Raw genomic sequence first — 19,932 nt, forward strand, 5'->3', positions numbered from 1 at the left:
GTGCTGCTCGTTGGGCGGGGTGAGCAATTTTTCAGGACGGGGCTGGGCCGAGGGGCGGGGGGTGTGGGGTGGACGAAGGACTGCGAAAGCTCGCGGCGCCGTTTGTGGTGCCCGGCCCGTCGGGGGTGGCGATCCGCACCCGGCTCAGGCGGCTCACCGCCGCCGATGAGGAGGTGCTGCGGCGGGTGGGCGCGCATCTGGGCGCGCTGGCCTGTCGTGACCTGAAGGCGCGCTGCCATGACGGCCTCGGGCACGACGCGCAGGCGTGGGCCGCGCGCAAGCGGGACCTGACCCCGCTCTCGTCGGCCCGGTGGGCGGGCGCGATCACGAAGGCGACGCATGAGCAGTGGGCGCTGGCCCGCCGCGGTGCGCTCGCCCACCTCCAGTCCCTGCAGGCGGGGGTGCGGATGCTGCGGTACCGGCTGGCGCTGCCGCTTGGCCAGAAGGGGTCGAAGAAGGCGCCGGGCGGTTACCGCAGTCGGCGGGAGTGGCATGCCAAGGCCCGCCGCCTGCAGGTGCTGGAGGACCGGCTGGCGCGGGAACGCGCCGCCTGGGAGGCCGGAAGGGTGCACGTGGTGCGCGGCGGCAAGCGCCTGGCCCGGATGCGGCACCAGCTGCCCGCCGCACGGCTCACCCAGGCGCAGTGGCGTGCACGCTGGGAGGCGGCACGCTGGTTCCTGCGGGCGGACGGGGAGTCCGGCAAGCGGCACGGCAACGAGACCATCCGCATCAGCCCGGACGGTGAGGTGAGCCTCAAGCTGCCCGCCCCACTGTCGAATCTGGCGAACGCCCCGCACGGCCGGTACGTCCTCACCGGCCGGATCCGGTTCGCGCACCGGGGGACGGAGTGGGCCGACCGCGTGGCAGCCAACCGGGCCGTCGCCTACCGCATCCACCACGACGTCCAGCGCGGCCGCTGGTATGTGACCGCGTCCTGGCAGAAACCCGTGTCGCAGCCGGTCCCCCTGGCGGCGGCGCTGGCCGGCGGGGTGATCGGAGTGGACATGAACGCCGACCACCTGGCCGCCTGGCGCCTGGCGCCTGGACGTGCACGGCAACCCGACCGGCACCCCGCGCCGCTTCTCCTACGACCTGACCGGCACCGCCGACCACCGCGACGCCCAGCTCCGCCACGCCCTGACCCGCCTGCTGCACTGGGCCCGCACCTGCGGGGTGCGGGCGATCGCGGTGGAGGACCTGGACTTTACGACGGAGAGGACCCGCGAGAAACACGGCCGCAACAGGCGGTTCCGGCGGCTGATCTCCGGCCTGCCCACCGGCCGGCTCCGCGCCCGCCTCGTCTCGATGGCCGACGCGATGGGCCTCACCGTCATCGCCGTGGATCCGGCTTACACCTCGAAGTGGGGCGCCCAGCACTGGCAGAAACCCCTGACCAGCACCACCCGCAAGACCACCCGACACGATGCGGCGAGCATCGCGATCGGACGACGCGCCCAGGGGCATCCGCTCCGGCGTCGGACGACACCGCCCCGCACCCACCAGAGTGATGGATGCGGGCATCGGATCGTCCAGGCCGCACCGGATGCCCCCGGGCGTGAGGGACCCCGCCGCCGTCTTCCCGGACCACGGACCCGATCCGTGCCGCCGGACGCGGAGCGAACGCGGGCGACCAGGACACCCACCACCGTTCGGGGTGTCCGCGGTGAGCGGGAATGGGTCCCAGACTCCCTCCTGCTCACTGACTAGGAACGGTTCGCCCCCTTCTCCCCGTCCACGAGGAACATCCCGGACTCCAGGAGGTCGTCGTCGGCGATGGCGTTGCGTTCCTCGGCGAACGGATTCGCCTGCGAGTACAGCTCGCGCACCCGCTCCGTGGCGTTCAGCCGCTGCTCCCGGCAGCGCAGGGACTCCTCCAGGGAGGTGGCCATGTCCCGGCGCCCGCCCAGGACGTTCTCGTGCACGGTGACGGTCAGCGACACGTACACGGCCTTCCTGCCCTCGGCCTCCGGCAGGACGAACGCCCGTGTGAGGCTGGCCAGTACGCTGCCCGGCAGCGGCTCGCGGCGCCACACGCAGTCCTCGCCGAGCACGGCCCACTCGGCGGGATCGCTCTCGTACGGGACACGTTTACGGAAGCCGGCGCCGAAGAAGTCGGGCCGCACGGCGAGTTCGCGCAGGAAGGCGACCGCCGCGCTCCGTGTTCCCGGCGCCCGGTCCTCCGTCACGGTGTACGCCTCGTCCGCCGGCGAGGCGCTCGGGGAGGGGGAGGGCGACCGGCTCGCGGTCGTCCCGCCGCCTTCGCCCGCCCGCTCCCCGGATGCCGTCGGGGAGGCGGAACCTCCGTCGGCCCCCTCGGTACACGCGGCCAGCAGCAGCGCCCCCGCCACCGCGGCCACGACTGGTCTGTACGCGACCCTGCCCCGCCCCCGCCCCTGCTTCGAACGGTCGGTTCCGTTGCTGTAGGCAGTGTGGCGCATGATGAACGCATCGGGTAGCAACTCAGCCTGAAATAAAGGCTCTTGATGTTCATGGAGGTCGTCGGTGGGTCTCCTCGGGTGACGAGTGAACGGCTGTGGATCCCTGGTCCGTACCAGGGTATTGACGCCCTCTTATCTCACGTCTTGAATCAAGGAGCTACGCGCTCACCCCCACTTGTCCCCCCACAACCTCGGTCGGCGTGCCCGTCCCCGCGGGCCGCCGTACGGAAGGGAGAGTCATGTCCTCTCCACGCACGCTGCGCAGATGGCTGACCGCCGCTCTGTCCGCGGCTCTGGTCGCCTCCGCCGCCGTCGGGACCGCCCGGGCGGAACCGGCGGACACCACCACGACCGCCGCCGTACCCGCGGACGGTGCCGCGGCCGCCGCCGTGACGTTCTCGGACACCTTCGACGGCCCCGCCGGGGCGGCGGTCGACTCCTCGAAGTGGCAGCTCGAGACCGGTGACAACGTCAACAACCACGAACGGCAGTACTACACGTCCGGAAACAAGAACGCCGCCCTGGACGGCCAGGGCCGCCTGGTGATCACGGCCCGCAAGGAGAACCCGGCCAACTACCAGTGCTGGTACGGCACCTGCCAGTACACCTCGGCCCGGCTGAACACCGCGGGGAAGTTCACCGCGCAGTACGGGCACATCGAGGCACGGATGAAGGTCCCGCGCGGCCAGGGCATGTGGCCCGCCTTCTGGATGCTGGGCACACCGGTCAACTGGCCGGACTCGGGCGAGATCGACGTCATGGAGAACGTCGGCTTCGAGCCCTCCACCGTCCACGGCACCCTCCACGGGCCCGGCTACTCCGGTTCGGGCGGCATCGGCGCCGGCTACACCCTCCCCGGGGGGCAGGCCTTCGCGGACGGCTTCCACACCTTCGCCGTCGACTGGGCGCCGAACTCGATCACCTGGTCCGTGGACGGCAACGTCTACCAGACACGCACCCCCGCCGACCTCGGCGGACGGTCCTGGGTGTTCAACAAGCCGTTCTTCCTCATCCTGAACCTGGCGGTGGGCGGCTACTGGCCCGGCGACCCCGACGGCTCCACCGTCCTCCCGCAGCAGCTCGTCGTGGACCACGTCTCGGTGACCACCGGGGACTCGGCCCCGGGCGCCGCCGTCAGGGGCCTGGCCGGAAAATGCGTCGACGTCGCCGGGGCGAACCCCGCCAACGGGACCCCCGTCCAGCTCTACGACTGCAACGGCAGCGCCGCCCAGCGATGGACCGTGGGCTCCGACGGCACGCTCCGCGCGCTCGGCAAGTGCCTGGACGCCACCGGCAACGGCACCGCGAACGGTACGCCCGTCCAGCTGTGGGACTGTACCGGCGGACCCAACCAGAAGTGGACGGTCACCGGGGCACGCGACATCGTCAATCCCCAGGCCGACAAGTGCCTCGACGTGACCGGCAACAACGCGGCCAACGCCACCCGGCTCCAGATCTGGACCTGCACGGGCGCCGCGAACCAGAAGTGGACGGTGGGCTGATTCCCGACCGGCTCCGGCGGGACCGCGACCCCGGTGGCGGTCCCGCCGACCGCTACGCTCGCCGGATGCGTACTCCCCGCTCGGCCTCGGGCTGGACCATGGCCGCCTTCGGAGCGCTCGCCGCGGCTCTGGGGGCGGTGGGTCTGATCGCACCGGGGGCGCAGTTGTCCCTGCTCGGCATCGAGGCCCCGGACGTGCGGGGGAGCGGCGACCTCACACCGGCCTTCGTGACGGCGTCCTCGATGGCGGCGCTCAACATGGGCGTGTACTACGTCCTCGCGGCGCTCGCCGACTGGCGGGCCTTCTTCCGGTGGACGGTGCCGTTCAGGCTGCTGACGTGCACGGTGTTCACGGTTGCCGTGATCGGCGGCCGGGCACCCGATGCCTTCATCGGCGTCGCCGTGTGGGAGGGGCTCGGCGCGGTCGCGACCGGTGCGGCGCTCCGGTACGAACGGCGCGCCGCCGCCGCGGCGGCCGGCCCCGCCGGCGATGCCCCGGGGGCACCGGGGACCCCGGACGGCGCCGGAGCCTGACGCCGGCAGGGGCGCGACGCCGGCAGGGGCGCGACGCCGCGCCCGTCCCGCGTCCCCGGCCGCCGCCCTTCACCGCGGTCGCCCGACGGCTGAGCCGTCCGGGTGAAACGCTGTAACTGCGCGCCGAGCACACCATCGGCCTCCGCGCCGGCCCCGGCGGTGACGCGGAAGAGCCGTTCGTCGACCTCGTGCGGTGGGCCGGCCTGGAAGTGCTGTGCCACGGGCCCGGGATCACCCTGATCCGCGGCCTCCACCGCGCGTGACCCGTGTGAGCCGTCGTCATGACGATACGACGACAGCTTTTTTGCCTTTCTTTTGCCTTCGGGGAACACGGCCGCGACGGCGTCCGTTGAGCAGGCGGACCGCACCATCCGGGACTGACGACCGGTACCGGAAAGACAGCAACAGAAGCCGAGGTGGCACCAGTGGCGATGTGGGACCGGGTCAAGGACCAGGCCAAGGCGCTCCAGCAGTCCCAGGCCGCGAGGTCGGGAGGAGGACAGCACGGGAACCCCGGACCGGGACAGTCCGGCGGCCGCGCCCGCGGCTCGTCCTCCGGCGGCTCCAAGGCCCAGCTGCTGGGGCTGCTGAAGTCGCAGCTGGCCTCTGCGAAGACAGAGCTCAAGAGCGGCGCCTACAGGGACGCGAGCATGGCGATGTGCGCGCTGGTCGCGGCCGCCGACGGGTACGTCGAGCCGGCGGAGCGGCAGCGCGTGGAGGAGCTGATCGTCTCCAACGAGGTCCTGCAGAACTTCCCGCCGGACCAGCTCCGCAAGCGGTTCAACGAGCACGTGGACCAGCTCATGGCGAACTTCGAGACGGGCAGGGCACGAGCGCTGCAGGAGATCGCCAAGGCGTCGAAGAAGCCGGTCGAGGCACGCGCGGTCGTCCAGACCGGCATGGTCGTCGCCGGGGCCGACGGCACCTTCGAGGCGTCCGAGCAGCAGGCCGTCCGCGAGGCCTGCGCGGCCCTGGGCATCTCGCCCACGGAGTTCGGAGTCTGAGGACCCCTCGGACCGCTCCCGCCGTCCGTCCCGGAGCGGGGCGGACGGCGGGAGCGGTGGGGAGCCGCCTCGGCCGGTGGTCAGTTCCCCGTCGTCGCCCCGCCCGTCGCCGCGGTGTCCACGGTGTGGCCGAGCAGGTGCAGCGGCGCGGCCGACACCCCGGCCCGTTCCACCGCGTCCCAGTGGGCCAGGGCCACCCCGGCGTCCACCAGGCCGTGCACCGGCGGCAGTTCGTGACCGGAGGCGTGGAGCAGGGACTCGAACCGGCAGGAGGCCAGGGTGCCCTCGAGCCAGGGCTGGGCGAGATAGCCGGCCGCCGCCGCGTCCGGCAGGTCCCCGGCGACCTCCCGATCGGTGCTGCCGACGTGCAGCAGCCCGCCGCCCAGCACCAGGACGTCCTTCCGCTCCCGCATGCGGGAGAGGGCCCGCCCGGTGTCGAAGCAGTGCGGGAAGGAGTCGTCGACCACGATGGCCCCGGGCCGGAGCCGGTCGACATCGAGCACCGCGGTGGCACCGCTCACCGCCGTCACCAGAAGGTCCGCGCCGTGGACCGCGTCCGGCAGCACCCGCTCCGACTCCACGACCTCGAACCCGGCCGCATCGACCAGTCCCCGCTCCCGCAACCGCCCTCCCAGGGCGGTCAGCCGCGGCCCGCTGCCCCGCACATCGCACAGGAGCAGCCGCCGGGGAGGCCGGGCGGCCAGGGACAGCAGCAACTCCAGTGAGGAGGCACCGATCGAGCCCAGACCGGCGAACGCCACATCGAGGTCCGAGAGGTCCCGACCGGTGGCCTCCAGCGCCGCGTGCACCGTTTTCACCACGGACACGACCGTTGCCGCGTGCCCCGTCGTCACGGCCGCCGGATGGCGTCCGGACCGCAGCACGTCGAAGCCGTAGCCGGTCAGCGACGGAATCATCCCCGCCAGGGACACACATCGCGCACCCCTGGCGGCGGCGAGCGCCACCGCACGGGCGGTGTGCTCCACCAGCCCGGTGTCCGCCGCGAGTTCGTCGGCGAACAGCGGGACGGAGACGAAGCCGGACCGGCCCAGCGGCGTACCCACCGTCTCCACCAGGCGTGGGGCGCCGTCGGGGAACAGCATGGCGCGCACTTCTTCCCGGGGCAGCGCCGACGCGGGCAGGCCCGCCAGGTGCGCCAGATGCTCCGGCGCGGGCAGGTAGCCGACCAGGGCCGCGTCCATCGTGTCCCGCGTCCCGGGCCCCCTCGTCCCGGACCGCTGGGCGGCAGGCCTTTGTGCCAGGAGACCGCCTGTTTCGGGACCGCCCGTTTCGGGACGGCCCGTCCCCGGCCGGCTCGGCACGCCGCTGTCACCCGCCGCGGCCCGTTCGAGACGTCGGCGCAGTGAGCCGGCGAAACGGTCGAGCGCGCCGGGTGCGAACGCCGGGCTCGCGCCCCGGACCGTCACCCGCAGCCCGTCCCCGTCGGGCCGCACCGCCATGAACACGTCCGTCATGGACGACGGCGGCAGGAACGTACTGTCTCCCGCCTCCCACGACAACCGCGGAGTGCCGCCGGCCGCGGGCGCCAGAGCGGAGAAGTCGAGGAAGGTGAAGAAGAACTGGGAGGTCAGGGGAAGCCCGTCGGCCCGCCGTGGGACCACGTCCTCGTGGGCGCGTGCCTCCTCGGCTTCGGCCGCCACGCGCCGCAGGGCGCAGGCGAAGTCCCCTGCGTCGGCCGGGTCGGCGCCGGTCGGGCCGACGGGGGCGGGCCGCACCGGGACGGCCGAGGCGAACGGGCCGAAGATCCGGTGCGCGTCGGGCAATGCGCCGTCCCGGCCGCTCACCGCCAGTCCCACGATCAGATCGGGCCGGCCGGTCAGTGCCGTGAGCTCCTGGTGGTAGGCGGTCAGCAGGGGCGCGTACAGAGTGGTTCGCGCGTGGGACGCGAGCGCGCGCAACGCCGCTGTCGGGGAGGCCCCGAGCGTGAACTCCGAGGAGTCGAACCGGACCCCGCCGGTGGCGGCCCCGGCACGGTCCGTCGCGTCACCGGCCACCGCCGCGGGGCGCAGCACGGGCGACCGGTACGGGGCGCACACCCGCGCCCGGCGTTCTGCCGCGGCCGCCCCGGTGACGCCGGTCCCGTGGCCGGTCCCGTGGCCGGTCCCGGCCGACCACCGGACATGGTCACGGAAGTCGCTGCGCAGCGGCGCGAGGCGGGGTGCGGTGCCGCTGCCGCCCGCCAACCGGTCGTACACCTCGGTCAGTTCCCGCAGGAGCAGCGCCGCGCTGTAGCCGTCGCCGATGACGTGATGGGCGTGCACCAGCAGGGTGTGCTCCCGTGCGGCGAGACTGAGCACCTGAAGGCGCACCAGCGGCCAGGCCCAGGTCTCCAGGCGCCGTTGCGCCTCGGCCGTGGCCCGTTCGTCCACCTCCGCGTCGGACGTGACCGTCTCGAAGACGACCGGCAGACGCAGCGACGGGGGCAGTTCCTGCTGGACGGGCGGACGGGCACCGGCGGGAAAGACGGTGCGGAGCATGCCGTGCCGCTCCACCAGCAGGTCGACCGCCGCCTGGAACACCTCGGGGTCCAGCGGCCCGGACAGCCGGATCCGCGCCAGCCAGGTCCCGCCGCCCGGCGCGAGAGCCTCCGCGAGCAGGAACCCGCGCTGGCCGGGTGTGACGGGGAACGGGGACGTCCGGTCGTCACCGGCCGGAAGGGACCGGACGGCCGGGGGCGTGGTGACGGAGGAGGCCGAGGCCGTGGCGGCGGAGCGAGGCTCCGCTTCTGCCGCGGCGGCGTCGAGGGCCGCGGACAGTGCCGCGAGCGTGCGATGACGGTAGACCACCGTCGGCCGGGGCAGCGGCGCTCCGTGCTCCGCGAGCCGGGCGAACACGCGCAGGACGAGCAGCGAGTCCCCGCCCAGGTCGAAGAAGTCGTCCTCCCGGTGGATCGATTCCACCCGGAGCAGGTCCGACCAGACCGCTGCCACGCGTCGTTCGGTCGCCGTGACCGGCGGGGAAGCCCCGTCGTCGTCCGGTGCCGCCGGACCGGACCGGGAGGACGGGCCCACCAGCGCCAGGCGGTCGACCTTGCCGGTGCCCGTGAGGGGCAGCGCGTCGACGCATGTGATCCGGGCCGGGATCATGTACGACGGCAGAACGCCGGCCAGACGGCGGCGCATCTCCCGGGTGTCGGGCCGGCCGGCCGAGGACCGGAGGGTGACGAAGGCGAGCAACTGCCCCTCGTGCGCCGTCACCACCGCCCGCGCGATCCCGGGGCATTCCTGGAGCGCCGCCTCGACCTCTCCCGGCTCCACCCGGTTCCCGCGGATCTTCACCTGGTCGTCGACCCGGCCGAGGAACTCCACGGTGCCGTCGGCCGATCGGCGGACCCAGTCCCCGCTGCGGTACCATCGCCGGCCCGTCCGCACGGTGAACGCCCGTGCGGTCAGCTCCGGTTCACCCAGGTAGCCGGGGGTCAGACCGACGCCGGCGATGAGCAGTTCCCCCGGCTCGTCCGGCTCGCAGGCGGTCCCGTCGGCGCGGACCACTTCCAGGTCCGTACCGGCCACGGGGCGTCCGATCGGCACTTGCCGCACCTCGTCGCCGGGACGGGCGTCGAGGATCTGGCAGGTGGCGTTGACGGTCGTCTCGGTGGGCCCGTACAGGTTGGCGATCCGCGCGCCGTTCCCGAACAGGTCGAACCAGCGGCGCACATGGTCCACGGGCAGTGCCTCCCCGCCGACGTGCACCCACCGCAGCGCCGTCAGATCGGGCAGCCCCGCCCCACCGCGTGCCCTCCCCTCGGCGGCCGACAGCAACTGCTCCCACAGCGTGGGCACCGAACTCCACACGGTGACCCGCGCGCGCTCGACCCGCGTGAGCAGCAGCTCGGGATCCCGCAGCAGGTCACGCGGCACGGTCACGACGGTGCCGCCGACCAGGAGCGGTGCGAGCACCTGGCGCACCGAGGCGTCGAAGCAGGGCGACGCGGTCTGCGCGAGGCGGTCGCCGGGACCGTAGCCGAAGGTGGCGACCGCCCAGTCGAGGTAGTTCTCCATCGCCCGGTGAGTGATCGGCACCGCCTTCGGGCGTCCCGTGGAACCGGAGGTGAAGATGACGTACGCGATCGCCTCGGCGTCGGACGACGCGGCAGGAGCGGCCGTGGCCGCAGGCGCGGTCACGCCGGCCTCGGTGTCCGCGTCCGGCAGGCTGTCGTCGGCGACGGGCACCGCCCGTACGGCCGTCAGAGCGGCGGCGGTGCGCCGGGTGGCGGCGTGGCACACCACGGTGGTCGCGCCGGTGCGGGCCAGTTGGCCTGCCAGTCGTGCGGTGGGGTGCTCCGGGTCGAGCGGGACCCAGCCGGCCCCGGCGCGCAGGATGCCCACGACACCGACGACGGTGTCGGCGCCCGGCTCGGTGAGCAGCCCGACCAGATCACCGGGGCGTACGCCGCGGGCGTGCAGGCGTGCGGCGAGTCGAGCGGAGGCATGGTCGAGCGCCCCGTACGTGAGCGACGCGTCCGCGGTGTCCACGGTGCCCGTGGCATCGACGGTGTCCACGGCGACCGCGCCGGGTGTCGCCCGGAACCGGGCGAGCAGCCGCGCGACCAGCGGGACACTCCCGTCGCCCCGCACGGACGAGGACGGCACCACCGACGCGGGGGCGGGGCCGGTGTCCGGCGACGGCTGCGACGGCCGCGGTGTGCACAGCGCGGCCAGTTCGGCGCGGAACTCCCGGTCCAGACGTGCCACGGTGGCCTGCCGGAACAGTGGCTCCGGATAGTTCCACGACAGCCGCAGCTGCGGGCCGTCCGCCCAGCACAGCAGACTCAGCCGGGTCGCCGCCGATCCGGTGCCGGCCGCGGTCGCCCGTACTTCCACCGGACAGTCGGCGGCCGGCTCCGCCGGGAAGCGGGCGAAGCTGAAGCCCGCCGGACTCACCGTGTGGTCGCCGAAACCGGTACCGGGCCGCACGCCGGGCAGCAGCGCGGCCAGGTCCAGGCTGCTGAGCCCGGCGTGCCGCTCGCTCTGCAGCCATATCCCGCGCAACCGCTCCGCCAGGGCGACGACGGTCTCGTCGTCCTCCGTCCCACAGAGCAGGGGAAGGGTGTCGGCGAGCGGACCGACCAGCCGTTCCACGCCCTCGAAACGGTCCTCGCGACGTGCCCTGGCCACGTTCACGGCCACGTCCCGGCGCCCCGACCACCGCGCCAGACAGCGCACATACGCGGCGAGCAGCAGGTGGAACAGGGAGACACCCCGCGCGGCGGCCAGTCGTTCCAGGCCGGTGGTGAGATCCGCGCCGAGCTCGCCGTAGTACTGCACGATCGGGCCGGACGGGTCGGAGGCCGACGCGCCGGGAACGTGGTCGTAGGGCAGCCGGAGGGGTTCGCCGCGCGTGGCGAGCCGCTCGGCCCAGTACTGCCGGTCGGCCTGCCCCCCGGCGGATCCGGAGAGCGGCAGGCTCGACGCATACCGTGCGAAGTCCGGTGCGGGAAGAGCCTGTCGCGGACGCCGCCCGTGGTACAGATCGGTGTACGTGTGGCACAGCTCCTCGGCGAGGACGTTCAAGCTGTAGCCGTCCGCCGCCGCGTGGTGCACCACCAGCACCAGATGGGCGAGCCCCGGATCCTGGCGGAGCAGCACGGCCCGGACGGGCGGCAGCGCCGCCAGGTCGAACGGCCGGTTGCACACGGCCGTCTCGGCATCGGCCACCTCCTCGGCGGCGCAGTCGCGCACCTCGAACCAGTCCCGCAGCGGTACCGGAGGCGCCACACGCTGCACGGGCAGCCCGTCCGGGGCCTCCACCCGCAGCCTGAGCATGCCGTGCCGTTCGGCCAGCGCCGCCAGCGCCCGGCCCAGCAGACCCGTGTCGAGCGGGCCCCGCACGGTCAGCCGCAGATGACCCCGGGCGGGGAGGTCCGGACGCAGCCGACTGCTGGTGTACAACGCCAGTTGTACGGGGGTCAGCGCGAACGCCCGTCCGTCGTCGCTCCCGTCCCCGGACGCGTGACCCGGTCCGTCTCCGAGTCCGCTCCCCGCACCCGTCCCCTGGTCCGCCGCCGCTGTCCGGGACGGCACACCGGTGCGACCCTCCAGGTCCAGGTGGGCGGAGAGTTCGCGCACCGTCCGGTGTTCGAAGAAGAGCGTGGTGGGCAGCTGCCGCCCAAGTTTCCGCTCCAGCCTCTTGACGAGGTCGACGGCGCCCAGCGAGTCCAGCCCGAGCCGCAGGAACGGCGTGTCGTCGTCGACGCCCGACGCCGGGATGCCGAGCGACTGGGCCAGCAGTTCCCGCAGGACGACAGCGGTGCCGGAGGACATCGGGGGCCGGTGCCGGTCGGTGCCGGTCGGCCCGGTGGCGCTCTTGACGCTCTCGACGCCCGTGGGCCGCGCCGGACGCGGTGGGGCGGCGGCCGGTCGGGCCCCGGGCGTCAGGTCGGCGACGACCAGCTGTGTCGCGCCGGTGGCGCACGCCGCTCGCAGCGCGGCCAGCGCGGGCGCGGTCGCCAGAGGGCGGCCCCCGCCCCCCGCGCCGGAGGCGAGTGCCCCGGCGCCCGCGGCGACCGCGAGGCCCGTCTCGGCGAACGGCCCCAGGTTCACCGAGAGCCAGGGCCGGCCCGCCAGGCGCTCGGCTCCGGCGAAGGAGTCGAGGAAGGCGTTCGCCGCGGCGTAGGCGCCCAGCGCACCCGCCAGGCCGTGCAGCACCGACGACACCGAGGAGAACGCGACGCGCACCCCCGGCTGCTGACCGTGCCGGTGCAGTGTCCCGGACAGCAGCACCGTGCCGAGGGTCTTCGCGCCCAGCGCCTCCACGGTCTCCGGCACGTCCGCCCCGCGCAGGCTGCCGGGCCGTACGACACCGGCCGCGTGGAACACGGCATCCAGCGGCGGCAGTTCGCCCACGAGCCGCTCCACGTCACCGGGCACCGTGAGGTCGGCCGGGACGTAGCGTGCCTCGGCACCGAGACCGGCGAGCTCCTTCAACAGGGCCGCGGGCGGCTGCGGGGAACGTCCCGCCAGCACCAGGACCGGCCGGCCCCGGCCCGCCAGGTCCCGGGCCAGTGCGGATCCGATGCCTCCGGCGCCGCCCGTGATGAGAAACGTACCGTCGGCCGGCAGGCGCTCCGGGTGGTCCGGCCCGCCCGGTTCTCCCCGTGTTCCCGGATCTTCCCCCGCTGCCGGCACGACGGAACGCACGAGGCGCTCTCCGGCCCGCCAGGCGATCGCTCCCGTCGCCTGCGGCGCCGTCAACTCGGCGGCCAGGCACCGCAGCCACCCTTCGCCGGGAGCGCCGGGAGCGCCGGGAGCGCCGGGAGCGCCGGGAGCGCCGGGGAGGTCGTGGGACGAGAGGTCCACCCAGTTCGCGACCGCGCCGGCCGACTCCTCCGGTACGGCCAGGGCCAGACCGCCCAGGACCGCCTGCGCCGGCACAGGCTGCTCCACGCCGCGCCCGGTGACGTGCGCGTCCTCGGTCACGACCAGCAGGCGGCGGGCCCCGGTCCGGTCCAGCAACGCGAGGGCGTCCTGGAACGCCGCGACCGCCTGCCGCAGCTCCGCGTCGAGGCCGCCCGCCGGGTTCGCCGGGTCCGGCGCGTCCTGCCGGACCCCGCGGCCGAGGAGGACCACGGCCTGCGGACGGACGTCACCGTGGTCGGCAGTGACCGCCCGTACGCCGAGGGCCGCGAACCCGTCCGCGGTCCGGCGTACCGCCGAGGCGTCCGCTCCGGTCACCAGCACCGGGCCGGGAAGGCCGGCACCGGGAGGACCGGTAGGGGGGAGATCGTCGCCGGACAGGGGAGCGGGCCGCCACTCGATGCGGTGCAGCAGCCCGCGCGCATCGGGCTCGGGCCAGTACCTGCGCCGCTGGTACGGGTACGGCGGCAGCGGCACCCTGCGGTTGCCCGTGTCGAGCGCCGTACGGTCGAGGGGCACCCCGCGCACCCACAGCCGTGCCACCGTCTCCATCAACTCCCGGGCTCCGCCCGGTGCTTCTCCGCCGTCGAACGGTGCTGCGGGGGCGGACACCACAAGGGCGCCGGGCGCTGCGCCGTCGGCCCGGCGTCCGGCGGCCACCGCACGGATCGGACCCGCGAGGTTCTCATCCGCCCCGATTTCCACGAACGTGTCGTAGCCCTCGTCCAGCAGGCGCTCCACGGCCCGGCCGAACAGTACCGGTCGCAAGGCGTGTTCCCGCAGATGGTCCGGATCCATCCGGGGCTGCCACTCGGCGGTGAGCGTACTCATCACCGCGAGTTCGGGATCCGCCACCGTCAGCCTGTGCGCCGCACCGCTCACCGCATGCGCCACCGGCTCCATCAGGGGCGAGTGGAAGGCGCGCGACACCCGCAGCGGACGGACCGTCGCGCCGTGCGCGGTGAGCCGCTCCGACGCCCGCTGGACCGCGTCCGGAGAGCCGGACAGCACCAGCCGGCCGGGACCGTTGTACGCCGCCACCGCGAGGTCGCCCGGGGACGCGGCCACCAGCGACTCCACCTCGCGTTCCTCGGCGCCCCGCACCGCCGCCATGGCACCCGGCGTGGTCGACCCGCCCATGAGCCGTCCCCGTTCCGCCGCGAACAGCACCGCGTCGGACAGCGACAGCATGCCGCCGGCACAGGCGGCCGCCAGTTCACCGACGCTGTGCCCGACCAGGGCGTCGGGCCGCACCCCCCAGGCGGTCAACTGCCGGGCCAGCGCGACCCCGTGTGCCACCAGCAGCGGCTGCGCCACCTCGGTCGCGGCGAGCGCGTCGCCGTCGGCGTCGCCGTCCACGCACCAGGCCGTCAACTCCCGCCCGTGCACGGCCCCCACCAGCCCCGACGCCTCGTCCAGCGTCGCGCGGTACACGGGTGCCGTGGCGTACAACTTTCGCCCCTGCCCCGGCCGCAGACCGCCCTGACCGGGGAACACGTAAACGGTCCGGGGCCGGTGCGTCACCGTCCCGGCGGCCGAGCCCGGCACGGGCGAGCCGTCGGCGGCGCGTACCGAGGCGAGCCGTTCGCGCAGGTCGCCGGCGGCCACGACGGCGAGACGGTGCGGCCGTTCGTCGCGTGCGGCGCCCGCCGCCAGGCAGACGTCGCCCTCCTCGGACTCCGGATGGTCGCCCAGATGCTCCGAGACGCGCGCCGTCCACGCGTCGAGCCCGGCCGCGCTGCCCGCCGAGAGGGTGAGCAGGCCCGGACCGCGACGGTCCCGGTCCTCTTCCCGACGGACCCCGCGCGGCGCGTGCGCCGTTCGCGGTGGGGCCTGCTCCAGGACGGCGTGCGCGTTGGTGCCGCCGAAGCCGAAGGCGTTGATTCCCGCCCTGCGCGGCCCGGGCGACTCCCAGGCCGTCACCTCCCTCACGAGGGCGAACCCCGACTGCCCGACGGCGGGCGAGGCCGGTGTGTGATGCAGCGAGGCCGGGAGACGTCCGTGCCCGAGGGCCAGGACCACCTTCACGAGCGAGGGAAGTGCCGCCGCGTTCAGCAGGTGCCCGATGTTGGTCTTCACCGAGCCGAGCAGCCGGGGACGGCCGTCCGGGCGGGCCGGGAAGGCATGGGCGAGGGACCGCAGTTCGATCGGATCGCCGACGGCCGTCCCCGTGCCGTGGGCCTCGACGTACGAGACCGACGCCGGGTCGACCCCGCACTGCTCGTAGGCACGGCCGATCACCTCGCGCTGGCGCAGCGGGTTGGGTGCCATCAGACTCAGCGACGTACCGTCGTTGTTGACGGCGGTGCCGCGTACGACGGCCAGGACCTCGTCGTCGTCCCGCTGGGCCTCGTCGAGCCGCCGCAGGACGAGGACCGCGCCGCCCTCGCCGGGCACGAACCCGTCGGCCGACGTGCTGAAGGCACGGCTGCGCCCGGTCGGCGACAGGGCCTTGGCTGCCTCCAGGGCCTGGTGCGCCGACGCGGTGAGGTGCAGGTTGACTCCGCCCACGACCGCGACGTCGCACTCGCCGTCCGCGAGACTGCGCCGGGCCAGATGCAGCGCCACCAGGCCCGAGGAACACGCGGTGTCCACGGCGAGCGCCGGACCGTCCAGGTCGAGGCAGTGTGCCAGCCGTGCGGCGACCAGGTTGGGGAGATTGCCCGTCAGGGCCGTGGCGGTCGGCGGCGTGCCGGCGGTGTCCGCGTCCGCCAGGAGCTGCCGGTAACCGCTGTCGCCGACGACGGCGAAGACCCCGGTCCGCAGGGCTCGGCGGCGGGTCCCGGCGTATCCGGCGCGTTCCAGCGCCTCGTGGGCGAGCTCGAGGAAGACACGCGCCTGCGGGTCCAGCGCGCGCGCCTCCTCGTCGCCGATGCCGAAGTGGGCGGCGTCGAAGGCGGCGGGGTCGTCCAGGAACGCCCCCCAGCGTCCGGTCGCCTCGAGTCCCCTGGAGCCGTCCGGTCGCCGGCGGTCCGTGCCCCAGCGGTCCGGGGGCACCGCGGACACGGTGTCGCGGCCGGCGGTGAGCAGGTCCCAGAACTCCTCCGGGGTGTCGGCCCCCGGGAACCGGCAGGCCAGCCCCACCACGGCGGTCGCGGACGCCCCGCCCGCAGCGGACGCGACCTTCTGTCCGCCCGTTTCCGCTCCGTCCGTCGACGTGCTGTCCGTCGACGTGCCGTGCGTCGACGTGCCGTGCGTCGACGTGCCGTGCGTCCGTGCGCCGTCCGCCTCGACGACGTCCATGAGATGGTCGGTGAGCGTGGCGACCGTGTCGTTGCGCATCACCGCCGGACCCAGCGAGACACCGAGGGAACGTTCCAGCGCGGCGAGCGCCTCCATGGCCCGGAGCGAGGTACCGCCCAGTTCGGCGAACCGGTCCCGGTCCTCGAACGACGCCTCGGGCAGTCCCAGCACCGCAGCCCACGCCTCGCGCACCACCCGCCGCACGTCCCCGCGCGACCGGGGCACCGCACCCCGGCCCCCGGACGACGACGGCCGCCGAGGCCGTTCCACCGCACCCGAGTCGCCCACCGCACCCGAGTTCGCCACCGCACCCGAGTCGGCCACCGCGCCGGAACGAACCGACGGCCGGTACCCGTCCGCCTCGAACCGGGACCGCATCCGCTGCCGCTGCACCTTGCCGCTCGTCGTCCGGGGGAACGCGGACGGCGGCAGCGCGAACACCCGCACGTCGTCGTGGCCCAGCGCCGCGCGGACCCGCCGCGCGACCCGGTCCAGCACCTCGGACGCGGTACGTGGCGGCCGCGCCCAGGCGACGAACACCACCACCCGCTCCCCACCGGTCACCGGATCGGTCGACCCGACCACCACCGTCGTCCCGGTCGGCACCCCCGGTGTGCCGGACGCCACCTCCTCCAGGTCCGGGGCATGGAACGTACGGCCGTTGACGAACAGGACATCCTTGGACCGGCCACTGACACACAACCGGCCGTCCCGGAGGAAACCCAGGTCGCCGGTGCGCAGCCATCCGTCGGTGAAGGACCGTGCCGTCGCCTCGGGCAGGCCGTGGTAGCCGCGTGCGATCTGCGGACCGCTCACCTCGATGTGCCCCACCCGCCGGTCGCCCAGCGGCCGGCCCGCCTCGTCGGTGATCCGCACCGAGCAGCCCGGCACCGGCACCCCGACGTCCATCAGCTCCACCGACTCCGCCGCGTCGCCACCGGGTTCCCGCTCCACCACGCGGCCCCGGCCGAGGGCGGCACGTTCCACGGCCACCGGCACGGCCACCTCGCCCAGCGGCGGGAACGCCACGGCCAGCGTCGCCTCGGCCAGCCCGTACACGGGCATCGCGGCCCGCGGATCCAGCCCCGACGCCCGGGTCCTGGCGGCGAAGTCCCGCCACACCGTCGCCGATATCGGTTCGGCCCCCACCGTGATCAGCCGGACCGAGCTCAGGTCCAGCGCGGCGAACACCTCCGCGGGGACCCGGCGGAGGGTCAGCGCCAGCGCGAAGTTGGCGGCCGAGAGGACGGTGCCCCGATGCGCGGCGGCCACGTCGAACCACAGGCGGGGGTTCTTCGCGAACGACAGGGGACCGATCTTCACCTGCCTGGCCCGCGCGGCCAGCGGCGCCAGATGCGTGCCGATGAGCCCCATGTCGTGGAAGTACGGCATCCAGCTGACCACCACGTCCTGCTCCGTGAGGGCGGAGGCCTCGGTCAGCTGCCGCAGGTTCGCCAGCACGGCCCTGTGGGTCAGTTCCACGCCCTTGGGCGCCCCCGTGCTGCCGGACGAGAACTGCAGGAAGGCCAGTCCGTCCGGATCCGGTGCGACGGGGGAGGCCGGCGGCGGGCCCTCCCGCAGCGCGTCCAGCCGCAGGACCCGGGCCCCGTCCGGGAGTTCGGCGGCCACCGGCGCGCAGGCCGTGTCCACCACGACCGGGGGCCGGCCGAGGTGCTCCCACACCGGACGGACCCGCCGCACGTCGGGCGCGAGCGGCACCGGCACCAGACCGGCCGCGAGCGCGCCCCAGAACATGGGCTGGAAGTCCGCACTGTGCTCCGCGAGCACCGGAACACAGGTGCCCGGCGCGACGCCCGCGGCACGGAGACCGCCCGCGACGCGCAGCGACTCGGCCACGAGCTCCCGGAAGGTGACGGCCGTCTCGCCGCCGTCGCCCCGGACATGGACGATCAGCTGGTCGGGGGACTGGTGGGCGGCGTCCAGCAGGACATCCAGCAGGGTCGCGGTGCTCATGGGTCCGTTCGTTCGTGGTGAGTCCGAAGCCGTGGACGCGCGGTGGCGCCGGGGCGATGAGGGGACGAGGCGGGGAGGCGGGGACGCGGGAAGGCAGAGGCAAGCGATAGGTGGGACTCGCAGGAACCGGGACAGGTTGCTTCCGCGCGGGGATCACCGGCGGTCCATTGTCAGTGGTGCCGCCTACGGTTCGGACAGTGGGACCTGCCGGAACGGCCGGCGGCCCGCTCCGGGGAGGGTTCTGTCATGTCTGGCGGGTCGGTGTCGACGACGTATCTGGAGCTGTCGCAGGATGACGGCACCGCGCACAAGTTCTACGAGGTGACCGTCGACGCCCTGGTGGTGACCGTCCGTTACGGACGGATAGGGGCCTCGGGGCAGACCCAGGTCACCGCCTTCCCCTCGGCCGACAAGGCGCGGGCCGCAGCCGCCAAGAAGGTCGGTGAGAAGGTCCGCAAGGGCTACGCTCCCGCCGTCCCCGGGCAGCGCGCGCCGCGCGCGGTGACCCGGCGTCAGGTGACGTCCGCCCCGTCCACCGCGCGTGCCGTGGCCCCCGTGCTGTGGCGGTTCGGCACCGGCTCCGCGGCGTTCGGCATCCATGTCGACGACGAGCACTGCTGGGTCGGCAACCAGGCGGGCGACGTGTACACCCTGGGCCACGACGGCCAGGTGCTGGCCCGCTTCAACCTGCCGGACGGCGTGAAGTGCCTGGTCGCCGACGACTTCTGGATCTACGCGGGCTGCGACGACGGCAAGGTCTACGACCTCTCCTCCAAGCTGCCGTTCGCGGCGTACGACATCGCCGCGGACGTCGACATCTTCTGGCTGGACATCCACGAGGGCGTGCTGGACGTCTCGGACCGCGACGGCAAGCTCACCGTCATCGACCACGAGGACGAGCACCAGTGGTCCCGCCGCAGCCAGGGCGAGCACGCCTGGATGGTGCGCGCCGACGACCGGGCCGTCTACCACGGTCATCAGCGTGGCGTCACCGCCTACGCGCCCGACGGCGGCGGCGAGTTGTGGCACACCCCCACCCGCGGCGGTGTGCTGTTCGGCTGGCAGGAGGACGACACCGTGTACGCGGGCACGGCCCACCGCGTGGTGCAGCGGCTGTCGAAGGCGAGCGGGGCCATCGAGGCCACCTACGCCTGCGACAGCGCCGTGTACGCGTGCGCCACCTCGCCCGGCGGCCGGTTCGTGTTCGCCGGTGACGCGGCGTCGTCCGTCTACTGCTTCGACCAGGACGGCACCCGGCTGTGGAAGCTCGGCACGGGCGGCGGCTCGGCCCTGTCGATGCAGTACCGGGACGAGCGGCTGTACCTGGTCACCACCGACGGTTCGCTGGTGTGCGTCGACGCGAGCGAGGCGGCCATCTCCGCAGCCCAGCAGGGCACGGTGCCGGTCGCGCGGGACGTCAAGCTCGCCGAGGCGCTGCCGACCTACGCACCGGCCACGACGGCGAGCGCGGTGACCGCGGTGGCCCAGGCCCCGACCGGGTCGATCGTCGTCCAATGTGTTCAGGACTCCGGCCGCCTGCGCGTGCACGTGGTGTCCGAGGGGTACGACTCGTCGTGGAACGTGCAGTTCCCGCGCGCGATACGGGAGCCCGGAGCCCGCTATGTCGTGGACGCGCTGCACCCGGCGGCCGGCGGCTTCTACCGGGTCCGCGGTGACATCCGGCGGCTGCTCTGACCGCCCCACGGCCGCTCACGGGCGAGGGGCGGGAGAGGCGGAGGAATTCCCGGGGGCCGGACGCCGGTCCCCAGGGCGTACGACGGGCGCACACGGGGTTTGTGTGAGCTCTGTACGCGCCCCCACGTCCGTGCGGAGAATGCAGTGTCCATGATCATGCAGCGGAG

At 74.2% G+C, this 19,932-nt stretch carries 6 protein-coding genes and 1 pseudogene; 5 read left to right on the forward strand and 2 right to left on the reverse strand.

The window, feature by feature from the left end; all coding sequences use genetic code 11:
* Positions 1-68: 68 nt before the first annotated feature.
* Positions 69-1,707: pseudogene (locus OHB56_RS39240) on the forward strand (IS200/IS605 family accessory protein TnpB-related protein).
* Here OHB56_RS39240 and OHB56_RS39245 read toward each other — a convergent pair.
* A complete protein-coding gene (locus tag OHB56_RS39245; RefSeq protein ID WP_406358674.1) occupies positions 1,704-2,357 on the reverse strand; it encodes a hypothetical protein in 654 nt (217 codons plus the stop codon). The pseudogene OHB56_RS39240 and the gene OHB56_RS39245 sit on opposite strands and share 4 nt — an antisense overlap.
* Before the next feature lie 320 nt (positions 2,358-2,677).
* Between OHB56_RS39245 and OHB56_RS39250 the strand changes: the two genes are divergently transcribed.
* The 3 genes from OHB56_RS39250 (at position 2,678) to OHB56_RS39260 (ending at position 5,477) form a co-directional block, all read left to right on the forward strand.
* Positions 2,678-3,940 (forward strand): RICIN domain-containing protein, encoded by a 1,263-nt coding sequence (locus OHB56_RS39250; protein ID WP_388438356.1) that lies wholly within the window; start codon positions 2,678-2,680, stop codon positions 3,938-3,940.
* 65 nt (positions 3,941-4,005) lie between these two features.
* Positions 4,006-4,473, forward strand: coding sequence for a hypothetical protein (locus OHB56_RS39255; protein ID WP_326750998.1), 468 nt, complete (start codon positions 4,006-4,008; stop codon positions 4,471-4,473).
* A gap of 425 nt (positions 4,474-4,898) precedes the next feature.
* Positions 4,899-5,477 (forward strand): TerB family tellurite resistance protein, encoded by a 579-nt coding sequence (locus OHB56_RS39260; protein WP_326756882.1) that lies wholly within the window; start codon positions 4,899-4,901, stop codon positions 5,475-5,477.
* Positions 5,478-5,557: 80 nt separating this feature from the next.
* Here OHB56_RS39260 and OHB56_RS39265 read toward each other — a convergent pair whose 3' ends face one another.
* Complete coding sequence (locus OHB56_RS39265) at positions 5,558-18,070, reverse strand: amino acid adenylation domain-containing protein (protein ID WP_406358677.1); 12,513 nt, start codon at positions 18,068-18,070, stop codon at positions 5,558-5,560.
* Positions 18,071-18,316: 246 nt separating this feature from the next.
* Here OHB56_RS39265 and OHB56_RS39270 point away from each other — a divergent pair, with 246 nt between their 5' ends.
* The gene (locus OHB56_RS39270) at positions 18,317-19,765 is read left to right on the forward strand and encodes a WGR domain-containing protein (RefSeq protein ID WP_406358679.1); all 1,449 of its coding nucleotides are present in this window, start codon (positions 18,317-18,319) and stop codon (positions 19,763-19,765) included.
* Positions 19,766-19,932: the final 167 nt, after the last annotated feature.

It is taken from the genome of Streptomyces sp. NBC_01635 (genome assembly GCF_045209715.1).
Taxonomy (GTDB): Bacteria; Actinomycetota; Actinomycetes; order Streptomycetales; family Streptomycetaceae; genus Streptomyces; species Streptomyces hirsutus.

Excerpts from the sequence above, each read along its gene's own strand:
- OHB56_RS39255 (WP_326750998.1), top strand. The coding sequence starts at position 4,006 with ATGCGTACTCCCCGCTCGGCCTCGGGCTGGACCATGGCCGCCTTCGGA.
- OHB56_RS39250 (WP_388438356.1), top strand. The coding sequence starts at position 2,678 with ATGTCCTCTCCACGCACGCTGCGCAGATGGCTGACCGCCGCTCTGTCC.
- OHB56_RS39270 (WP_406358679.1), top strand. The coding sequence starts at position 18,317 with ATGTCTGGCGGGTCGGTGTCGACGACGTATCTGGAGCTGTCGCAGGAT.
- OHB56_RS39265 (WP_406358677.1), bottom strand. The coding sequence starts at position 18,070 with ATGAGCACCGCGACCCTGCTGGATGTCCTGCTGGACGCCGCCCACCAG.